General features: G+C 70.4%; 19 protein-coding genes. 9 read left to right on the forward strand and 10 right to left on the reverse strand.

Annotation, left to right across the window (positions count from 1 at the left end; genetic code table 11):
- Positions 1 to 66: 66 nt before the first annotated feature.
- The 3 genes from AC31A1_RS01845 to AC31A1_RS01855 are packed head-to-tail and all read right to left on the reverse strand — an operon-like array spanning position 67 to position 3,082.
- A complete protein-coding gene (locus AC31A1_RS01845) occupies positions 67 to 537 on the reverse strand; it encodes an NUDIX hydrolase (protein ID WP_489651465.1) in 471 nt (156 codons plus the stop codon).
- Positions 534 to 2,072, reverse strand: a complete 1,539-nt coding sequence (locus tag AC31A1_RS01850; protein WP_489651466.1) for an ATP-dependent DNA ligase — start codon at positions 2,070 to 2,072, stop codon at positions 534 to 536. Before AC31A1_RS01850 ends, AC31A1_RS01845 begins: the two co-directional genes overlap by 4 nt.
- 29 nt (positions 2,073 to 2,101) lie before the next feature.
- The gene (locus tag AC31A1_RS01855; protein ID WP_489651467.1) at positions 2,102 to 3,082 is read right to left on the reverse strand and encodes an NAD(P)/FAD-dependent oxidoreductase; all 981 of its coding nucleotides are present in this window, start codon (positions 3,080 to 3,082) and stop codon (positions 2,102 to 2,104) included.
- Between the two features lie 46 nt (positions 3,083 to 3,128).
- Here AC31A1_RS01855 and AC31A1_RS01860 point away from each other — a divergent pair, with 46 nt between their 5' ends.
- The 6 genes from AC31A1_RS01860 to AC31A1_RS01885 all read left to right on the forward strand — a co-directional run bounded on the left by AC31A1_RS01860 (position 3,129) and on the right by AC31A1_RS01885 (position 8,496).
- On the forward strand, positions 3,129 to 3,710 hold the full coding sequence (locus AC31A1_RS01860) for a helix-turn-helix domain-containing protein (RefSeq protein ID WP_384171558.1): 582 nt from the start codon (positions 3,129 to 3,131) through the stop codon (positions 3,708 to 3,710).
- A gap of 191 nt (positions 3,711 to 3,901) precedes the next feature.
- Positions 3,902 to 4,879: an NADPH:quinone oxidoreductase family protein gene (locus tag AC31A1_RS01865; protein WP_489651468.1), complete on the forward strand. Its 978-nt coding sequence runs from the start codon at positions 3,902 to 3,904 to the stop codon at positions 4,877 to 4,879.
- Entirely contained in the window at positions 4,876 to 6,081 is a 1,206-nt protein-coding gene (locus tag AC31A1_RS01870; RefSeq protein ID WP_489651469.1) for an acyl-CoA dehydrogenase family protein, read from the forward strand. The genes AC31A1_RS01865 and AC31A1_RS01870 overlap by 4 nt, the downstream gene beginning before the upstream one ends.
- On the forward strand, positions 6,078 to 7,151 hold the full coding sequence (locus AC31A1_RS01875) for an acyl-CoA dehydrogenase family protein (RefSeq protein ID WP_489651470.1): 1,074 nt from the start codon (positions 6,078 to 6,080) through the stop codon (positions 7,149 to 7,151). Before AC31A1_RS01870 ends, AC31A1_RS01875 begins: the two co-directional genes overlap by 4 nt.
- Positions 7,152 to 7,330: 179 nt before the next feature.
- Positions 7,331 to 8,194, forward strand: coding sequence for a phosphatidylinositol-specific phospholipase C/glycerophosphodiester phosphodiesterase family protein (locus AC31A1_RS01880; RefSeq protein WP_489651471.1), 864 nt, complete (start codon positions 7,331 to 7,333; stop codon positions 8,192 to 8,194).
- 107 nt (positions 8,195 to 8,301) lie between these two features.
- Positions 8,302 to 8,496: a hypothetical protein gene (locus AC31A1_RS01885; protein WP_026150825.1), complete on the forward strand. Its 195-nt coding sequence runs from the start codon at positions 8,302 to 8,304 to the stop codon at positions 8,494 to 8,496.
- A gap of 38 nt (positions 8,497 to 8,534) precedes the next feature.
- Here the strand turns inward: AC31A1_RS01885 and AC31A1_RS01890 are convergent, their stop codons facing one another.
- From AC31A1_RS01890 to AC31A1_RS01900, 3 genes are all read right to left on the reverse strand, one after another.
- Positions 8,535 to 9,686 (reverse strand): phosphodiester glycosidase family protein, encoded by a 1,152-nt coding sequence (locus AC31A1_RS01890; RefSeq protein ID WP_489651472.1) that lies wholly within the window; start codon positions 9,684 to 9,686, stop codon positions 8,535 to 8,537.
- Positions 9,687 to 9,848: 162 nt separating this feature from the next.
- Positions 9,849 to 10,208 (reverse strand): DUF779 domain-containing protein, encoded by a 360-nt coding sequence (locus AC31A1_RS01895; protein ID WP_366498194.1) that lies wholly within the window; start codon positions 10,206 to 10,208, stop codon positions 9,849 to 9,851.
- Between the two features lie 108 nt (positions 10,209 to 10,316).
- Positions 10,317 to 10,796 carry an ABC transporter permease family protein gene (locus tag AC31A1_RS01900; protein ID WP_489651473.1) on the reverse strand — a complete coding sequence of 160 codons (480 nt, stop codon included), beginning with the start codon at positions 10,794 to 10,796 and terminating at the stop codon, positions 10,317 to 10,319.
- An 88-nt stretch (positions 10,797 to 10,884) separates the two neighbouring features.
- Between AC31A1_RS01900 and AC31A1_RS01905 the strand changes: the two genes are divergently transcribed.
- Positions 10,885 to 11,415 (forward strand): DUF7134 domain-containing protein, encoded by a 531-nt coding sequence (locus tag AC31A1_RS01905; protein ID WP_489651474.1) that lies wholly within the window; start codon positions 10,885 to 10,887, stop codon positions 11,413 to 11,415.
- 117 nt (positions 11,416 to 11,532) lie between these two features.
- Here AC31A1_RS01905 and AC31A1_RS01910 read toward each other — a convergent pair whose 3' ends face one another.
- Entirely contained in the window at positions 11,533 to 12,027 is a 495-nt protein-coding gene (locus tag AC31A1_RS01910) for a peptidylprolyl isomerase (protein WP_393753688.1), read from the reverse strand.
- A 247-nt stretch (positions 12,028 to 12,274) separates the two neighbouring features.
- Between AC31A1_RS01910 and AC31A1_RS01915 the strand changes: the two genes are divergently transcribed.
- Complete coding sequence (locus AC31A1_RS01915) at positions 12,275 to 12,901, forward strand: GntR family transcriptional regulator (protein WP_489651475.1); 627 nt, start codon at positions 12,275 to 12,277, stop codon at positions 12,899 to 12,901.
- A 16-nt stretch (positions 12,902 to 12,917) separates the two neighbouring features.
- Here the strand turns inward: AC31A1_RS01915 and AC31A1_RS01920 are convergent, their stop codons facing one another.
- Genes AC31A1_RS01920 through AC31A1_RS01930 form a run of 3 tightly spaced genes read right to left on the reverse strand, consistent with a single transcriptional unit; the run spans position 12,918 to position 15,443 of the window.
- Positions 12,918 to 13,256, reverse strand: coding sequence for a cupin domain-containing protein (locus AC31A1_RS01920; protein WP_393753686.1), 339 nt, complete (start codon positions 13,254 to 13,256; stop codon positions 12,918 to 12,920).
- Positions 13,253 to 14,044: a carbon-nitrogen hydrolase family protein gene (locus tag AC31A1_RS01925; protein ID WP_489651476.1), complete on the reverse strand. Its 792-nt coding sequence runs from the start codon at positions 14,042 to 14,044 to the stop codon at positions 13,253 to 13,255. The genes AC31A1_RS01920 and AC31A1_RS01925 overlap by 4 nt, the downstream gene beginning before the upstream one ends.
- Before the next feature lie 43 nt (positions 14,045 to 14,087).
- Positions 14,088 to 15,443: an MFS transporter gene (locus tag AC31A1_RS01930; RefSeq protein ID WP_489651477.1), complete on the reverse strand. Its 1,356-nt coding sequence runs from the start codon at positions 15,441 to 15,443 to the stop codon at positions 14,088 to 14,090.
- Positions 15,444 to 15,592: 149 nt separating this feature from the next.
- Between AC31A1_RS01930 and AC31A1_RS01935 the strand changes: the two genes are divergently transcribed.
- Positions 15,593 to 16,279, forward strand: a complete 687-nt coding sequence (locus AC31A1_RS01935; RefSeq protein ID WP_489651478.1) for a DUF2848 domain-containing protein — start codon at positions 15,593 to 15,595, stop codon at positions 16,277 to 16,279.
- Positions 16,280 to 16,394 lie beyond the last annotated feature (115 nt).

Raw genomic sequence — 16,394 nt, forward strand, 5'->3', positions numbered from 1 at the left:
TCCTGGAGCGGGCTGTGCTTCGACCTTCCCGCGTGGCACGGGGGACCGCAACGCGTACACGGCCCTTCAGCCCGAGTGCTCCGCCAGCCGGTCGAGAAACGTGGCCTGCGCTGTGACGACGACCTCCCGCGCCCGTACGAGGCTCAACCACTCCACCCGGTCCAGCTCCGGGAACTCCTGGACCTGCCCGGACTTCGGCGGCCACTCCATCCGGAAGGTGCCGGGAACCATGGCCGCCGGATCCAGATCAGCATCGATCGCCCACGCGGTGACGACCTTCCCGTTGCTCTGCCGGACCTCGCCGAGCTCGATCGCCTCACCGTCCGGCGGCGCGATCCCCAGCTCCTCCTGGAACTCCCGTCGGGCCGCGTCCCAGGCGGTCTCATCGGGCTCGTACTCACCCTTGGGCACACTCCACGCCCCAGCGTCCCGCCGAGCGAAGAACGGGCCACCCATATGGCCGAGCAACACCTCCAGCCCACGATCGGTGTGCCGGAACAACAACAGCCCGGCACTCCGCTTCCCCGTCCCGCTCACGGCTTCACCTCCGGGTGCGCGGCCAGCAGTGTCTCCACGGTGTCGGCCTCCTCGGGTCGTTTGTCCTCGCGGTAGCGCACGACCCGCGCGAAGCGCAGAGTGACACCGGCCGGGTAGCGGGTCGACTTCTGCAATCCGTCATACGCGATTTCCACAACGAGTTCGGGCCGTACGGTCACCACATGGCCGTCGCTCTCCACGGCCAGCTCCTGGAGGCGCTCGGTCTGCCAGGTCAGCATGGCGTCGGTCATGCCCTTGAAGGTCTTGCCGAGCATCACGAAGGAACCGTCCGAACTCCGGGCGCCCAGATGGAGGTTGGAGAGCTTGCCGGTGCGGCGGCCGTGGCCCCACTCGGCGGCCAGGACGACGAGGTCGAGCGTGTGGACGGGCTTCACCTTCAGCCAAGAGGCACCCCGGCGGCCCGCGTTGTAGGGAGCGTCGAGTCCCTTGGCCACGACCCCCTCGTGGCCGCGCTTCAAGGTCTCGGCGAGGAAGGCCTCGGCCGCCGGGATGTCCTCGGGGCCGGACGCGAGAGTCCGGCGTACCCGCATCGGCTCAGGCACCAACTGGGCCAGTTCCGCGTGCCGTTCGGCGAACGGCAGGTCGAGCAGATCACGGCCGTCCACGGACAGCACGTCGAAGAACACGGGGGAGACGGGGACCGTCTCGGCGGCCGTGGCCACGTCCACCCGGGAGCCGACCCGGCCCGCCGTCTCCTGGAAGGAACGGGGCCGCCCGTCCTCGTCGAAGGAGATGACCTCACCGTCCAGGATGAACCGCTCGCCTCTCAACTCCAGTGCGGCGGCGGTCAGTTCGGGAAGCCGGTCGGTGATGTCGTCGAGGGTGCGGGTGTAGAGCCGTACGGCCTCGCCGTCGCGGTGGACCTGGACGCGGATGCCGTCGAGCTTCTCCTCGACCGCGCAGGCGCCCAGCTTCTCGACCGCCTCCGCGACGGACGAAGCGCTGTGCGCGAGCATCGGCAGGACCGGGCGCCCCACGGTCAGTTGGAAACGGTCGAGCGCGGCGGGCCCGTCCGCGAGCAGGGCCTCGGCCACCGTCTGGAGCGAACCGGCCAGCATCACGGCCCGCCGAACATCCGTCGCTGGCACGCCCGTTGCCTCGGCCAGCCCTTCCACGGCGACGGCGTCCAGCGCGCCCTGCCGGACCTCGCCGGTGATCAGCCCGAACAGGAAGCGCTGCTCATCGGCGGTGGCCGCGCCCATCAACTCGCCCACCAGACGGGCGCGTTCGGCCTGTGAACCGGCGCCCGACACCTTGCCGAGGCCGGTGAGCCGGGCGTCCACCTCGCGCACGGTGAGAGTGGGTTCCGATGCCGGTTCGACGGGCCGGCTCAGCACCTTCCAGCCGATGCCGAGGCGGCCCTGCGGCAGGCGGCCCGCCAGATACGGGATGACGATCGGGACGTCGTCGGCCTCCGCGTCCCGGAAGAGCTCCGCGAGCAGGGCGATCTTCCGGGACCGCGCCGAGGTGGCGGCGACCTCCTGGGACACATGCGCGAGCCGGGTCAGCAGCATGCAGCCATCGTGCAACGGAGGCGGGCGGTCTACACCCGGACGGCCGCGTCGAGATCGCTCATGAGCAGCTCGCCGTTGATCGTCGCGCCCGCCCGGTACCCGGCGGAAGCCGCGTTCACGACCTGCTCTCCGAAGCCCATCGCGTTGCCGACCGCCCACACCCCGGGCACGGTCGTCAGACCCGTCGGATCGACCACGGGGTACGCGCCGAACGGGGTCTCCTGCAGCTCGGCGCCCAGCTTCTCCAGCAGCCCGGTCTGCGGGACGGCCCGAGGCGCTACGAACAGGGCCTCGCGGGGGTGTGTGGTGCCGTCCGTGAGGCGGACGCCGGTGAGCCGGTCGTCCTCGACGGCCAGTTCCGCGACTTCACCAGGCACTACGGCGACCCCGGCCGCGGCCAGCCTGCGCAGGTCGTCGTCCGTCAGCTCGGACTCGGCGACCGTGTGCAGGAACAGGGTCACGTCCTTCGACCACTGCGAGACCATCAGCGCCTGGTGCACGCTCATCGCCGTCGTCGCGAGCACCCCGAAGGCCTGGTCACGGACCTCCCAGCCGTGGCAGTACGGGCAGTGGATCACGTCACGCCCGAAGCGCTCGGCGACTCCGGGGACGGCGGGCAGTTCGTCCTTGAGCCCGGTGGCGACGACGATCCGCCGCGCGTGCACGGTCTCCCCACCGGCAAGCGCCACGGCGAAGTCCTCGCCCTCGATCTTCGTGACGTCCACCGCGCGGTCCCGGACCAGGCCGACGCCGTAGCGCGCGATCTCCTCGCGGCCCAGGGCGAGGAACTCGGCGGGTGACATGCCGTCCCGGGTCAGATAGCCCTGCATGTGAGCGGCGGGTGTGTTGCGCGGCTCACCGGCGTCGACGACCAGTGTGCGACGCCGGGACCGGCCCAGGACCAGCGCGGCGGAGAGCCCTGCCGCTCCGCCGCCGATGACGACCACTTCGTAGGTTCCCGTATGTGTCTCGGTCACGGTGACCACCTCCACTCCCGAAGGTCGACCCATCACTGCCGTATTGACAAACGTGTTTGCCGAAACTGCAATATCGGTCATGAACGACGACACGGACGACGTACTCGCGGAGGTCGGCCCGAGGCTGCGACGGATCCGCAAGGAGAAGGGCGCGACGCTCGCCGGCCTCTCGGAGGCGACCGGCATCTCGGTGAGCACCCTGTCCCGCCTGGAGTCCGGCCTCCGCAAGCCCAGCCTGGAGCTGCTGCTGCCGATCGCGCGGGCGCACCAGGTGCCCCTGGACGAACTGGTCGGGGCGCCGACGGTCCGAGACCCGCGCGTACGCGCCGAGCCGATCGTCCGAGGCGGCCGCACCCACTGGCCCCTGACCCGCCAGCCCGGCGGCCTCCAGGCTTACAAGGTCCTGGAACCGCAGCGGAAGGTCGAGCCGGATCTCCGGACGCACGAGGGCTACGAGTGGCTGTACGTGATGTCCGGCCGCCTGCGGCTCCTGCTGGGCGAGCACGACGTGGTGCTGGGGCCGGGGGAGGCCGCCGAATTCGACACCCGGGTACCGCACTGGTTCGGCTCGACGGGCGAGGGCCCGGTGGAATTCCTGAGCCTGTTCGGCCCCCAGGGCGAACGAATGCACGTAAGGGCAAGACCAAAGAGGGGCCAGTAAACACGCCGCCCCCTGCAGCGCCCCGTTTTCAGGGGCGCGGGGAACTGCGCGACCAGCCCCCACGAGCCCGCAGCCAAAGAACTACCGGCACCCACCGCACCGTGACGAACCCGACTGTTCCCTCATCGGCAAGCGACCGCTTAGTATGCAACCGACCCCGGTCAGACAGAGCAGTCCCGTGGAGGCCCCGCATGCAGGCATGGCAAGTGCACGAGAACGGCGAGCCAAGTGAGGCGATGCGCCTGGCGGAGGTGGAACGACCCACGCCGGGCGACGGCCAGGTCCTGCTGAAGGTACGCGCCGCGAACATCAACTTCCCGGACGTCCTGATGTGCCGAGGCCACTACCAGGTCAGGCCCCCGCTCCCGTTCACCCCGGGTGTCGAGATCTGCGGCGAGACCGAGGACGGCCGCCGCGTGATCGCCAACCCCGCGCTGCCGTACGGCGGTTTCGCCGAGTACGCCGTCGCGGACGCCGCTGCCCTGCTGCCCGCCCCCGACTCGCTGGACGACGCCGAGGCCGCCGCACTCCACATCGGCTACCAGACGGGCTGGTTCGCGCTCCACCGGCGCGCCCACCTGGAGGCAGGCGAGACCCTGCTCGTGCACGCCGCCGCCGGCGGGGTCGGCAGCGCGGCCGTGCAGCTCGGCAAGGCCGCCGGTGCCACCGTCATCGGTGTCGTCGGCGGCGCCGAAAAGGCGGTCGTGGCACGGGAGTTGGGCTGCGACGTCGTGATCGACCGGCGTACCGAGGACGTCGTCGCGGCCGTCAAGGCGGCCACCGGCGGACGCGGTGCCGACGTGATCTTCGACCCGGTCGGCGGCGACGCCTACACGCAGTCCACGAAGGTGGTCGCCTTCGAGGGCCGGATCGTGGTCGTGGGCTTCGCGAGCGGGACGATTCCCAGCCCCAGCCTCAACCACGCCCTGGTGAAGAACTACTCGATCCAGGGCCTGCATTGGGGCCTGTACGCCACCAAGAACCCGAAGCTGATCCAGCACTGCCACGAGCAGCTGACCGACCTGGCCGCACGCGGCGTCATCAAGCCGTTGGTGAGTGAGCGCGTCCCGCTGGCCGGTGCGGCCGCCGCCGTGCAGCGCCTCGGCGACGGTGTCACCACCGGCCGGGTCGTCGTCGTACCGTCGTTGGAGAACGGAGCCGCCGTATGAGCGAAGAGACCACGGGCGCGGCCACCAGCGCGGCCGAACTGCGCCGCCGCACCCAGGAGTTGCTGGCCGCGCACCCGCCGCTGGAGACCGACCGGCTCGACTTCCTCAAGGCCCGTTTCGACGCGGGGCTCGCGTGGGTGCACTACCCCGAGGGCCTCGGCGGGCTGGGTGCCCCGCGCGCTCTCCAGGCCGTCGTGGACGCCGAGTTGGAGGCGGCCGGCGCTCCCGACAACGACCCGCGCCGGATCGGTATCGGCCTCGGAATGGCCGCGCCGACCGTCCTCCGCTTCGGCACCGAGGAGCAGAAGCAGCGCTTCCTCAGGCCGCTTTGGGTGGGCGAGGAGGTCTGGTGCCAGCTCTTCAGCGAGCCCGGTGCCGGGTCCGACCTGGCCGCGCTCGGTACGCGTGCCGTCCGTGAGGGCGACGAGTGGGTGGTCAACGGGCAGAAGGTGTGGACGTCCAGCGCCCATCTCGCCCGCTGGGCCATCCTCATCGCGCGCACCGACCCGGACGTGCCCAAGCACGCGGGCATCACCTACTTCATCTGCGACATGACCGACCCCGGCGTCGAGGTCAGGCCGCTGCGCCAGATCACCGGCGAGGCCGAGTTCAACGAGGTCTTCCTCACCGACGTCCGTATCCCGGACGCCCATCGCCTCGGCGAGGTCGGCGACGGCTGGCGGGTCGCGCAGACCACGCTGATGAACGAGCGTGTCTCCATCGGTGGCATGCGCATCCCGCGCGAGGGCGGCATGATCGGCCCGATCAGCCAAACCTGGCGCGAACGCCCGGAGTTGCGCACGCACGACCTCCACCAGCGCCTCCTCAAGGTCTGGGTGGAGGCCGAGGTCGCCCGGCTCTCCGGCGAGCGGCTGCGCCAGCAGCTCGTCGCCGGCCAGCCCGGCCACGAGGGCTCCGGCATGAAGCTCTCCTTCGCCCGTCTCAACCAGGAGATCAGCGCCCTGGAGGTCGAACTCCGGGGCGAGGAAGGCCTGTTGTACGACGACTGGACCATGCGGCGCCCGGAAATGGTCGACTTCACCGGCCGCGACGCCGGCTACCGCTACCTCCGCTCCAAGGGCAACAGCATCGAGGGCGGGACCAGCGAGGTCCTGCTGAACATCGTCGCCGAGCGCGTCCTGGGCCTCCCGGCCGAGCCGCGCACCGACAAGAACGTCGCGTGGAAGGACCTCTCCCGATGACAGATCTTCTCTACTCGGAGGAGGAAGAGGCGCTGCGCTCGGCCGTCCGGGACCTGCTCACCGACCACTGCGACGCGGCGAGTGTCATCGTGCGCACCGAGTCGGACACCCCGCACGACCTGTCCCTCTGGAAGTCCCTCGCCGACGGCATGGGCCTTGCCGGTCTCCTGGTGCCCGAGGCGAAGGGCGGCCAGGGCGCCACGCACCGCGAAGTCGCCGTCGTCCTGGAGGAGTTGGGCCGCGCGGTCGCCCCGGTCCCGTACCTCACGAGCGCGGTCGTCGCCACCGAGGCACTCCTCGCGTGCGATGCGGACGACCTGCTCGCGGACCTGGCCTCGGGCCGGAAGATCGGCGTCCTCGCCGTCTCCCTGAGCGTCGCACCGGGCGGCGCCCACAAGGCCGTACGGCAGGAAAAAGGCTCCCTGTACGGGGAGTTGACCGGGATCGCGGACGCGGCCGCCGCCGATGTGCTGCTGGTGCCGGGGGCGGACGGCGGGCTGTACGCCGTCGACGCGGCCGCCGTGACCGTCGTACCGCAGGTGTCCCTCGACCTGACCCGGCCGCTGGCGCGCGTGGTGTTCGACGGGGCCGCCGGGCGCCGGATCGGGGACGCCGAACCCGCCGTACGACGTGCTCTGCGGGCCGGGGCCGGGCTGCTCGCGTCCGAACAACTGGGCGTCGCCGACTGGACGTTGACGGAGACCGTCCGGTATCTGAAGGAGCGCAAGCAGTTCAACCGGCCCGTCGGCGGGTTCCAGGCGCTCAAGCACCGGCTGGCGCAGCTGTGGCTGGAGGTCGTCAGCCTGCGGGCCGCCGCGCGCAACGCCGCGGACGCCCTCACGACCGGTGACGACACCGATGTGGCGGTCGCCGTCGCGCAGGCCTACGCGGCGTCCGTCGCCGTCCACGCGGCCGAGGAGGCCGTGCAGTTGCACGGCGGCATCGGCATGACGTGGGAGCACCCGGCCCACCTCTACCTGAAGCGGGCCAAGGCCGACTCGATCGCCTACGGCACGGCGGGCGCCCATCGCGAGGCGCTGGCGGAACTGGTCGATCTGTCAGCCCCCTGACCACCGGTCGTCCATCCGGTGAAGCCCGTCCCACCTGGGGCGGGCTTTTCCGTGCGCTCTCGCCGAAGGAGTGAACAAGCGAGGGCAGTCCGGCCAACTCCTGGCATGTACAGGTTCGTTGGCGTGCTCACAGCCTCATACTCCCTGTGGTTCGAACCCGCCCCACAGGGAGGAACACCATGGCCCTCATCACCCGTCGCAGAGCCCTCACCGCGCTCGGCGCCACCGTCGCGGCAGTCCTCGCGCCGCCCGCCGGCAGCGCGTTCGCCGGCGAACAAGGGCACCGCAAGCGGCCGTTGTGGCGCGCCCACGCCCACAACGACTACGAGCACCCCCGGCCGCTCTTCGACGCCCTCGACCACCGCTTCGGCAGCGTCGAGGCCGACATCTTCCTCGTCGGCGACCAGCTCCTCATCGGGCACGACGCATCCGAACTCGACCCGAGCCGCACCCTCGAATCCCTCTACCTGGACCCCCTCTCCGCCCTCGTGAAGGCCAACCACGGCTCGGTGTACCGGGGTTGGCGCCATCCGCTGCAACTCCTGATCGACATCAAGACCGAGGGCTCCTCGACGTACCTCGAACTCGACCGCCATCTCCAGCGCTACAAGCACCTGTTCACGACCTACGCCCACGGACGCGTCCACCCCGGCGCCGTCACCAACGTCATCTCCGGCGACCGCGCGGCCCGTATCCCGATGGAGGCACAGACCGCACGACGCGCCTTCTACGACGGCCGGCTCGCCGACCTCGGCGGCTCGGCGCCCGCCTCCTTCATCTCGCTCATCAGCGACAACTGGCAGACCAACTTCACCTGGCTCGGCGCCGGGACCTTCCCCGACGCCGAACGGCAGAAGCTGCGATCGATCGTCGCGCAGGCGCACGCCCACGGGCAGACCGTGCGGTTCTGGAACACCCCGGACGTGGCGGGCCCCGCCCGTGACGCGCTGTGGGACGAACTGTTCGCCGCCGGTGTGGACTTCCTCAACACCGACGACCTGGCCGGGCTGGAAGCGTTCCTGGACGCGCGCCGGTCTGTGTGACACCCGTTCGGGGGACACGTCAGTAGCCCGGACGAACCCTCCGCTACGCCACACTTGCGGCCGAACGCCGTGAACCAGACATGGCGGCGTGGCGGAGGAGGGTGACGATGGCGATTTCCATCTCTGTGGTGCTGCTGCTCCTGATCCTTGCGGTGATCTTCATGCGCAGCGGCGGGCTGAAGCTCTCCCATGCGCTGGTCTGCGCACTGCTCGGGTTCTTCATGGCGAGCACCAGCATGGCGCCCACGATCCACAGTGGCCTGACGGCCACCGCGGATCTGGTGAGCGGCCTGCATCCGTGAGGTCAGCCGGTCGACCAGTTGATTGATCAGGTGGTTGATCAGTTGGTCGAGAAGACCCCGACGCCGTTCGGTACGGGACGCTCGGCGCCGCCGCTGGGATGGTTCCGTACCGAGGCGGCGCTCGCGCCGGGTGCGCGGGCGACCAGGGTCGTCGAGCCGCCGCCGTCCAGACTGAAGGCGTCGACCGAGCCCAACTCCCGCATCTGCGTGGCGACTTCGGCGATCGTCAGACCGTTGCGGTAGGCGGCCGCGCCGTCCGTCGCGAACAGCAGTAGACGGTGGCCGCCGTTCGCGATCCCCACGGCGGTGCGGACGGCCGAGGCCGTGTTGTCGAGACCGGACAAAGGCTGGCCGTTGCGCAGGACGGGGTAGCCGCCGAGGGCGAAGCGGTACGGAACCCCGGACCTCGACGCCACGAGACGGTGCTGCACCTGGACCCGCTCGCCGTTGTACAGCTTCCGCAGCCGCTGCGCCCCCGTCTCACGGCCGACGAGAACGGTGGTGCCCGCGGCGATGGCACCGCTGCCGGGGGTGTTGGATGCCGACACGACCCGGCCCCCACGGACGGTTACCTCATAGGTGTCGGCACTACAGGCGCCGGCCCGGTTCGTGTCTGTGCCACATGTGGCACGGACCCGGGAGACGCTGCCCCACTGTGTGGTGAACGCACCGATGGAGTTCTCCGGCAGCGCGTACTGATTGAACCCGCCGAGCGTCAGCAGCTCGTGCGGGGTGCGGACCGACCCGCTGAGGGCGAGACTGTTCAGCCGGGCCACCCGGTCGACCCCCACACCGAGCACGTTGCGGGTGTTCGTGCCGGGCGGCAGCGCGGGCCCGAAGCGCTGGCCGTCCGGCACCGCGGCCTTCAGCGCGATGCCGCTCGCGACGGCGGGTCCGTCGGTGGAGCCGGTGGCCTCGACACCCGGGTGCTGGGTCTCGGTGATGTTGAAGAAGTCACCGTTGACGCCCGCGACGGCGCCCGCCGAGTCGGCCAGCCGGGAGACGGGTTCCCGGGCCGCCACCGCGCCCGGGTACAGCAGGTTGACCCGGACATGGGTGTTGCGCAGGTCCACGACGACCACATGGGCGTGGGTCACACCCTTGGCCGCCGTGATGTCGAACTGCCGGTAGGTGACGCCGGGCGCGAGCTGTGTGGTGTCCGGCACGGCGCCGGCCGGTGCGGCCCCCACCAGGGCCGCACCGGCCAGCGCGCCGAATGCCGTGAGAAGTGTGAGTACGGATCTGCCTGCTCTTAAACGTTTTTGACGGTGCGTCACAGGGTCCCCTGATGTCTCGTCAACTCTCTCAAGTCTCAGGGGAAGTGCATCAGATGACGGTGACCGGCGGGGCTGCTAGGCGCCGACTACACGGGAACGGGTGAGAAAACGCACCCCCTCGGGTGCCTCCAACGAGAAACCGCTGCCACGGCCTGCTACGACGTCCACGATCAGCCGCGTATGGCTCCACACCTCGTTCTGACTGCGCGAGATCCAGAAGGTCACGGGCTCCGGCACACCCTCGACCTCCAGCTCGGCGAGCAGCACGTCCGAGCCGCCGGTGCGGAACTCGCCCTCCGGGTAGCACATGGGCGCGCTGCCGTCGCAGCAGCCGCCGGACTGGTGGAACATCAACGGGCCGTGCTGTGCGTGGAGTTGGCGCAGCAGATCGGCTGCGGCGGGGGTGAGTTCGACGCGCGGGGTGTTGTCGTCCATGTCAGCCGTCCCAGGAGCCGGATGCGGATCGTCGACCCAGGGCATCACACGCAAGGTTGCGAGAGGGTTGCGTGCCTGTGGGGCGTAGCTGTTCGGCACTACTCGCCTCTACTCGGCTCGGAGTGCGGTCGCCGTACGGATGCGTGCCGCCCAGCCGGCCGGTAGCAGAGACCCGAGTACGGCGACGGCGACACCGGCCATCCCAGGCAGGACGACCGAGGTGACGACCATCGTGACGGTCTGCCGGGGTGTCATGCCGAGCGCCCTGTAAATGCCCAGGTCGTGGACGCACTCATGGGTGTCGAGGACGACCCCGCCCAGCACACCGCGCCCGGCGACGCACACCAGCATCAGAGTGAGCAGCGCGGTGAGCGAGTCGAGGACGGTGGCGGTGCCGCTGCCGTTCGAGGACTTGGTGGTGCTCGCGGTGACCCCCAGGGGCTTCAACTCGGCGTTGAGCGCGGTGAGATACGCGTGCGCGTCCGTGCCGGGTTTCAGATCGACGTACTGCGTGGTGGAGTTGAGGTCGGGCGCCGGTCGCCCGGACCAATTCCCGTACCGCACTGGGGTGATGGCCCACAAGGCCATCCTTGCGATGTAGCCGACGGATGTACGCGGCCCGTCCGTCGGAGGGATTCCGGGCGCCGCCGGCACCCGCGAGAATGGGCCGCTGACGGTGGGAGAGGAAGTCCCGGCCCGACCAGTTCCGGTTCGGCTGCGTCGAGCGGTCGGCGCGCTGCTGCGCCCCGGTGGTCAACTACCGAGCCCTACAGGGCAACAGCGGCTCGTCGACGCCGCACTGGCGCTCGTTCTCACCTTCGTGTCGGTCCAGTACGCGTGGGGCGACGGCTACGACGAGGCCCACCGGCACCGCATGACCGACCTGGTCATTCTGGTGTTCCTGGCCTCGGCCTCGCTCGCGTGGCGACGCCGTTACCCCCTCGCCGTCCTGTGTCTCGTGACGGTCGCGACGGCACCGACCCCGGACGACGTCGCCCGGCTCACCTTCTACGCCTGCCTCAAGATACTTACGGTTCGTGATGAATTGCTTTGCCCTGTGGGTTTTTCCGGCTCCCTTGCGGATTACCTGTTCCACACGTCGGAGAAAGCTGCCGACGCCATCAGGGAACGGCTGCCTCGGGCCGCGCGGCCTGTTCGGAAATCGGACCCGGTCAAGAAGTCCTGGCGGCACTCGCGGCAATCGTAGGGGGAGCGGTCGAGGCGGTGGATTAGCCTGCCTTCCTGGACATGCTGCCGCGGGCCCCGAGGACGAAGCTTCGTCCTCGGGGCCCGCAGCTGAGATTGCGCTGTTCCTGCGTCCGGATCAGCCCTCGACGACGCCGGAAGCGGCGATCTCGATCTTGGCCTTCGTGGCGCCCGACTGCGAGCCCAGGGACTCGATCTTGTCGATGATCTCCGTGCCCTCGACGGCCTCGCCGAAGACGACGTGCTTGCCGTCGAGCCACGAGGTGACGACGGTGGTGACGAAGAACTGCGAGCCGTTGGTGTTGCGGCCGGCGTTCGCCATCGACAGCAGGTACGGGCGGTCGTGCTTCAGGTCGAAGTTCTCGTCCGCGAACTTCTCACCGTAGATGCTCTTGCCACCGGTGCCGTTGTGGTTGGTGAAGTCACCGCCCTGCAGCATGAACTGCGGGATGACGCGGTGGAAGCCGGAACCGGCGTAGCCGTAACCGTTCTGCCCGGTGGCCAGCTCGCGGAAGTTGCGGGCGGTCTTCGGGACGACATCGTCGAAGAGGTTGAAGACGATGCGGCCGGCCGGGGCGCCGTCGATGGTGATGTCGAAGTAGACGTTGCTCATGGTCAATTCTGTCACTTTCGGTGTGTTGCACCCTCTGCCTGGCGTGACCGTGTGCCGAACGCCAGGCCGTTACGTCAAAGGGCTCTGATCGGAGTCCAGTCCGTCGAACTCTATCCACCTCTATCCACAGAGCAGAACTCGTGCGTCGGCGCCGGCTTCCGGAGGCGGGGCGCCGTACGGCTCCGGTGGGCGGGAGCGTGCGTGGTAGCGTCGGTATACAAACTGTATGCGATGTCTGGGGGTTGCCGTGGCGTCCGGTCGGGAGAAGGCCTACGCGTATCTCAAGGACACGGTGCTGACGGACCCCGAGATGCAGGGGGCCTTCCTGTCGGAGCAGGAGCTCGCCGATCGTATCGGCGTCTCCCGCACCCCCATCCGCGAGGCGCTGCTGATGCTCGCCGCGGAGGACTTGGTCGAACTCGTGCCCAAGCGCGGTGCCCGGGTGGCGCCTCTGACGGGGCGCGAGGTCCGGGAGCTGATGGAGCTGCGCGGCATGGCCGAGCGGTACGCGGCCGAGCGGCTCGTCGCGGCCGGACGGGTGCCCCTGGAGGAACTCCGCTCCCTGCTGGAACAGCAGCGCGCGCTCACCGGCGCCGAGGAGACCCGGGAGTTCATCGCCGTGGACCACCGCTTCCACGCGTCCCTGGTGTCGGCCGTGGGGAACACTCTTCTGGACCGGCACTACGACGGTCTGCGCAGCCGCCAGGTCCGCGCCGGAGTGGTCGCCGTCTTCAACCAGCAGGGCCGGCAGAAGGCGGTGCTCGACGAGCACGAGGCCATCGTCGACGCCCTCGCCGCCGGTGACGCGCAGGCCGCGTGCGCGGCCATCGACCACCACCTGCAGTCGACCCTCAAGGTGCTCCTCGACGGCTGAAGCCGCTCCTCGGCGGTCAGGGGTAGGTGATCACGAGCATCGTCACACCGTCCGCCGAGGTCCACGGCCCGTGCGGCATGCCCGGAGGACGGCAGGCGTACATGCCCGCCGTGAAGGTGCGGTCCAGCGTCAGGTCGTGCATCGCTCCCTCGACGAGATACACCTCCTCCCATACGTCGTGCAGCGCCACGCCCGCGGCCGAGGAGTCCGTGCCCGGCGCCCACCGGACGAGCGCGGTACGCCGACCGCTCTCCGGATCCTCGGCCAGCACGCACTCCTCGACACCGGGTCCGGCGCCGGCCGGTGGGCGCCAGGGTCCGTCGGGAAGGTGGAACTCCAACTCGGGTCCGCTCATCGCCACACCTCCGGCCGCCGGTTCGCCAGCACGGACGTCTTCTCGCGGACCGCGCCGACCTCGTCGACGTCCAGGTCGGTCACGAGCAGCTCCGGCTCGGCGCCGAGGGAGGCCCGTACGGTCCCGTCGGGGCCGACCACCAGGCTGTGTCCGATGCCGGTCGGCACCGGGCCCGGACCGGTGCCGGGATCGGCCTGGCCGACGGCGGCGATCCAGACGGTGGCGTCCAGCGCGCGGGCCCGCACCAGCAGTTCCCACTGGTCGAGCTTGCCGGGGCCCGCGCCCCAGGAGGCAGCCAGCAGGGTGCCCACCGCCCCGGCGTCGGCGTGCGCCCGGAACAACTCGGGGAAGCGGACGTCGTAGCAGGTCGCCAGACCCAGCCGGACGCCGTCCACGTCGATCACGGCGGGGCGCGAACCCGGGGCGACGGTCCCGGACTCGCGGAAGCCGAAGGCGTCGTAGAGATGGATCTTGTCGTACGACTCCTCGACGCCGGGTCCGGTGGCCAGCAGGGTGTTGGTCACCCGGCCCTCGTCGGCCGGGGTGAACATGCCGGCCACGACGACCGTGCCGGTCGCCCGGGCGATCTCGCGGACGCCGTCGGCCCACGGTCCGTCGAGGGGCTGGGCGAGCGGGGTCAGCGGTGTGCCGAAGCAGGCCATCGACGCCTCGGGGAAGACGACGACCCGGGCTCCGGCGTCGGCGGCGCGGCGCGTCCACTCCTCGACGAGGCGCAGGTTCTTCTCGGGGTCGGGGCCGGTGGTCAGCTGGCTGAGGGCGATCCGCATAACGCGGTGCCTCCTTGTCTGGGGCGGGGTGGTGTGGGTGTGGTCAGTGGAGGTCTGCCGTGGCCGGGGTCTTCGGCGCGGCGAGCTGTTCGTCCTCGTCTACGGCGGCCTCGGGATTGCGGCCCAGCATGACGCCCACCAGGGAGATCGCGGAGGCGAGGGCGATGTAGAGGGCCAGCGGTATCCAGCTGTCGTAGGCGCTCAGCAGGGTGGTGAACAGGAGCGGGGCGATGGCGCCGCCGATGATTCCGGCCAGGGTGTAGGCCAGCGAGGAGCCGGTGTAGCGCAGGCGGGGTGAGAACTGTTCGGCGATGAAGGCGGCCTGCGGGCCGTAGAGGCAGCAGTGGATCACCAGGGCGACGAGGACTCCGGCGGCGAGCGGCAGCCAGGAACCGCCGGCGGCCATCGGGAAGAACACGAACGGCCGCACCGCGGCGGCGATCGCTGAAATGCCGTACAGCAGGCGGCGGTTGACGCGGTCGGAGAGGGCGCCGGCCAGGGGCATCAGGAAGACCTGGACCGAGGAGCCGATGAGCACGGCGGCGAGGGCGGAGCCGCGTGACATGTCGAGTTCCTGGGTGGCGTACGTCAGCACGAAGACAGTGAACATCGCGTAGAGGACGTCCGGGCCGACCCGGCAGAGGATCGCGGCGGTGAGGGCGCGGGGCTGGGTGGTGAAGACCTCGCGGATCGGGGTCTGGGGGCGGGACTGTTCGGCTTCCATCGCCTTGAAGACCGGGGTCTCCTCCAGCTTGGCGCGGATCCAGAGCCCGAAGCCGACCAGGACGCCGGACAGCAGGAACGCGACCCGCCAGCCCCACGACTCGAACTGCGCCTCGGTCAGCAGGGCGCCGAGGGCGGCGAGCACGCCGTTGGCGAGCAGGTTGCCGGCGGGCGGGCCCACCTGCGCGGCGGAGGCGTAGAAGCCCCGGCGGCGGGAGTCGCCGAACTCGCTGGACAGCAGCACCGCGCCGCCCCACTCGCCGCCCACGCCGACGCCCTGGGCGAAGCGCAGCACGACCAGGGCGATGGGCGCGGCGACGCCGATCGTGCCGTAGGCGGGCAGCAGGCCGATGGCGAAGGTGGCCACGCCGATCAGGACGAGGGTGGCGATCAGCACCTTCTTGCGGCCGATCACATCGCCGAGCCGGCCGAAGACGAGGCCGCCGAGGGGGCGGGAGATGTAGCCGACCGCGTAGGTGGAGAACGCGAGGAGTGTGCCGGTGAGCGGGTCCTCGGAGGGGAAGAAGAGGTCGCCGAAGACGAGGGCCGCCGCGGCGGAGTAGACGGCGAAGTCGTACCACTCCAGGGCGGTGCCGGTGAGGCTGGCGACGAAGGCGCGGCGGACGCCGGAGCGCTTCTCCGCGGCCCCGGCGTCGCTCTTCGGGGTGTCGTGCATGGGGCCCATCCTTGCTCGGGGACATCGACCTTCCGGCATACTTCTTGTATACAGGTGGTATGCGCAAGCCCTGCGCCGGAAGTTAACCGTGGAGAAATCAGGTTCCCCGGGCTTCCGTTCCCTGTTCCCCGATCCCTGGGAGTGCCCTCATGTCCGTGCTGACCTTCGACCTGCCCGACGGATCGACGCGCGAGGTCGATGTCGTCCAGGTCCTCAACGCCGGGTACGCCGGGCGCTGCCAGGACGACGTCGCCGCGCACGTCGCTGAACTCGCCGAGCTGGGTGTGCCGGGTCCGGCCGTGACGCCGGCGCTCTATCCCGTCTCCCCGTACCTCGCCCAGCAGACGGAGCGGGTCGCGGTCCAGCACGGGCGCACTTCCGGCGAGGCCGAGTGGGCGCTGGTCGTCGCGGAGGACGGGGAGCTGCTGCTGACCGCCGCGTGCGATCACACCGATCGTGACCTGGAGGTGCACGGGGTGGCCTGGAGCAAGAACGCCGGCCCCGACGTCCTCGCGCGTCGCGCCTGGCGGCTGGCCGATGTGGAGTCCCGTGTCGACGAGATCACCCTGCGCGCGTGGGTCAGTCACGCCGGCACGGAGACCGAGATCCAGACCGGCACACTGGCCGAACTGCTCACCCCGGCCTACTGGGTTGAGGTTCTGCGTTCCCGCGGCGAGCTGATTCCCGGGACTGTCCTGATCTCCGGGACCATCCCCATGGCCGTTGGGGTCGACCAGTTCGCCGACGGCTGGCGTGTCGAACTGGCCGACCCGGCGGGCGGGGACGTCATCGGCCTCTCCTACGACGTCCGGCCGATGCCGGAGCCCATCGGCTGACGAGGTGAGCGTGCGGGGCGAACTCCCGCCGTCCGGCGGGGTGAACGATTCGGCCGGGTTGTGGTCCCCGGTATCGGTCCTCGGTATCCGCCCCTGCCCGATGTCCGATGCCCGA

This window comes from Streptomyces sp. P5F9, from assembly GCF_057961495.1.

What these genes read in the sequence shown, in the direction of transcription:
- AC31A1_RS01850 (WP_489651466.1), bottom strand. Translation starts at nt 2,072, where the DNA reads ATGCTGCTGACCCGGCTCGCGCATGTGTCCCAGGAGGTCGCCGCCACC.
- AC31A1_RS01855 (WP_489651467.1), bottom strand. Translation starts at nt 3,082, where the DNA reads ATGGGTCGACCTTCGGGAGTGGAGGTGGTCACCGTGACCGAGACACAT.
- AC31A1_RS01860 (WP_384171558.1), top strand. Translation starts at nt 3,129, where the DNA reads ATGAACGACGACACGGACGACGTACTCGCGGAGGTCGGCCCGAGGCTG.
- AC31A1_RS01865 (WP_489651468.1), top strand. Translation starts at nt 3,902, where the DNA reads ATGCAGGCATGGCAAGTGCACGAGAACGGCGAGCCAAGTGAGGCGATG.
- AC31A1_RS01870 (WP_489651469.1), top strand. Translation starts at nt 4,876, where the DNA reads ATGAGCGAAGAGACCACGGGCGCGGCCACCAGCGCGGCCGAACTGCGC.
- AC31A1_RS01875 (WP_489651470.1), top strand. Translation starts at nt 6,078, where the DNA reads ATGACAGATCTTCTCTACTCGGAGGAGGAAGAGGCGCTGCGCTCGGCC.
- AC31A1_RS01880 (WP_489651471.1), top strand. Translation starts at nt 7,331, where the DNA reads ATGGCCCTCATCACCCGTCGCAGAGCCCTCACCGCGCTCGGCGCCACC.
- AC31A1_RS01885 (WP_026150825.1), top strand. Translation starts at nt 8,302, where the DNA reads ATGGCGATTTCCATCTCTGTGGTGCTGCTGCTCCTGATCCTTGCGGTG.
- AC31A1_RS01895 (WP_366498194.1), bottom strand. Translation starts at nt 10,208, where the DNA reads ATGGACGACAACACCCCGCGCGTCGAACTCACCCCCGCCGCAGCCGAT.
- AC31A1_RS01900 (WP_489651473.1), bottom strand. Translation starts at nt 10,796, where the DNA reads ATGGCCTTGTGGGCCATCACCCCAGTGCGGTACGGGAATTGGTCCGGG.
- AC31A1_RS01910 (WP_393753688.1), bottom strand. Translation starts at nt 12,027, where the DNA reads ATGAGCAACGTCTACTTCGACATCACCATCGACGGCGCCCCGGCCGGC.
- AC31A1_RS01920 (WP_393753686.1), bottom strand. Translation starts at nt 13,256, where the DNA reads ATGAGCGGACCCGAGTTGGAGTTCCACCTTCCCGACGGACCCTGGCGC.
- AC31A1_RS01925 (WP_489651476.1), bottom strand. Translation starts at nt 14,044, where the DNA reads ATGCGGATCGCCCTCAGCCAGCTGACCACCGGCCCCGACCCCGAGAAG.
- AC31A1_RS01930 (WP_489651477.1), bottom strand. Translation starts at nt 15,443, where the DNA reads ATGCACGACACCCCGAAGAGCGACGCCGGGGCCGCGGAGAAGCGCTCC.
- AC31A1_RS01935 (WP_489651478.1), top strand. Translation starts at nt 15,593, where the DNA reads ATGTCCGTGCTGACCTTCGACCTGCCCGACGGATCGACGCGCGAGGTC.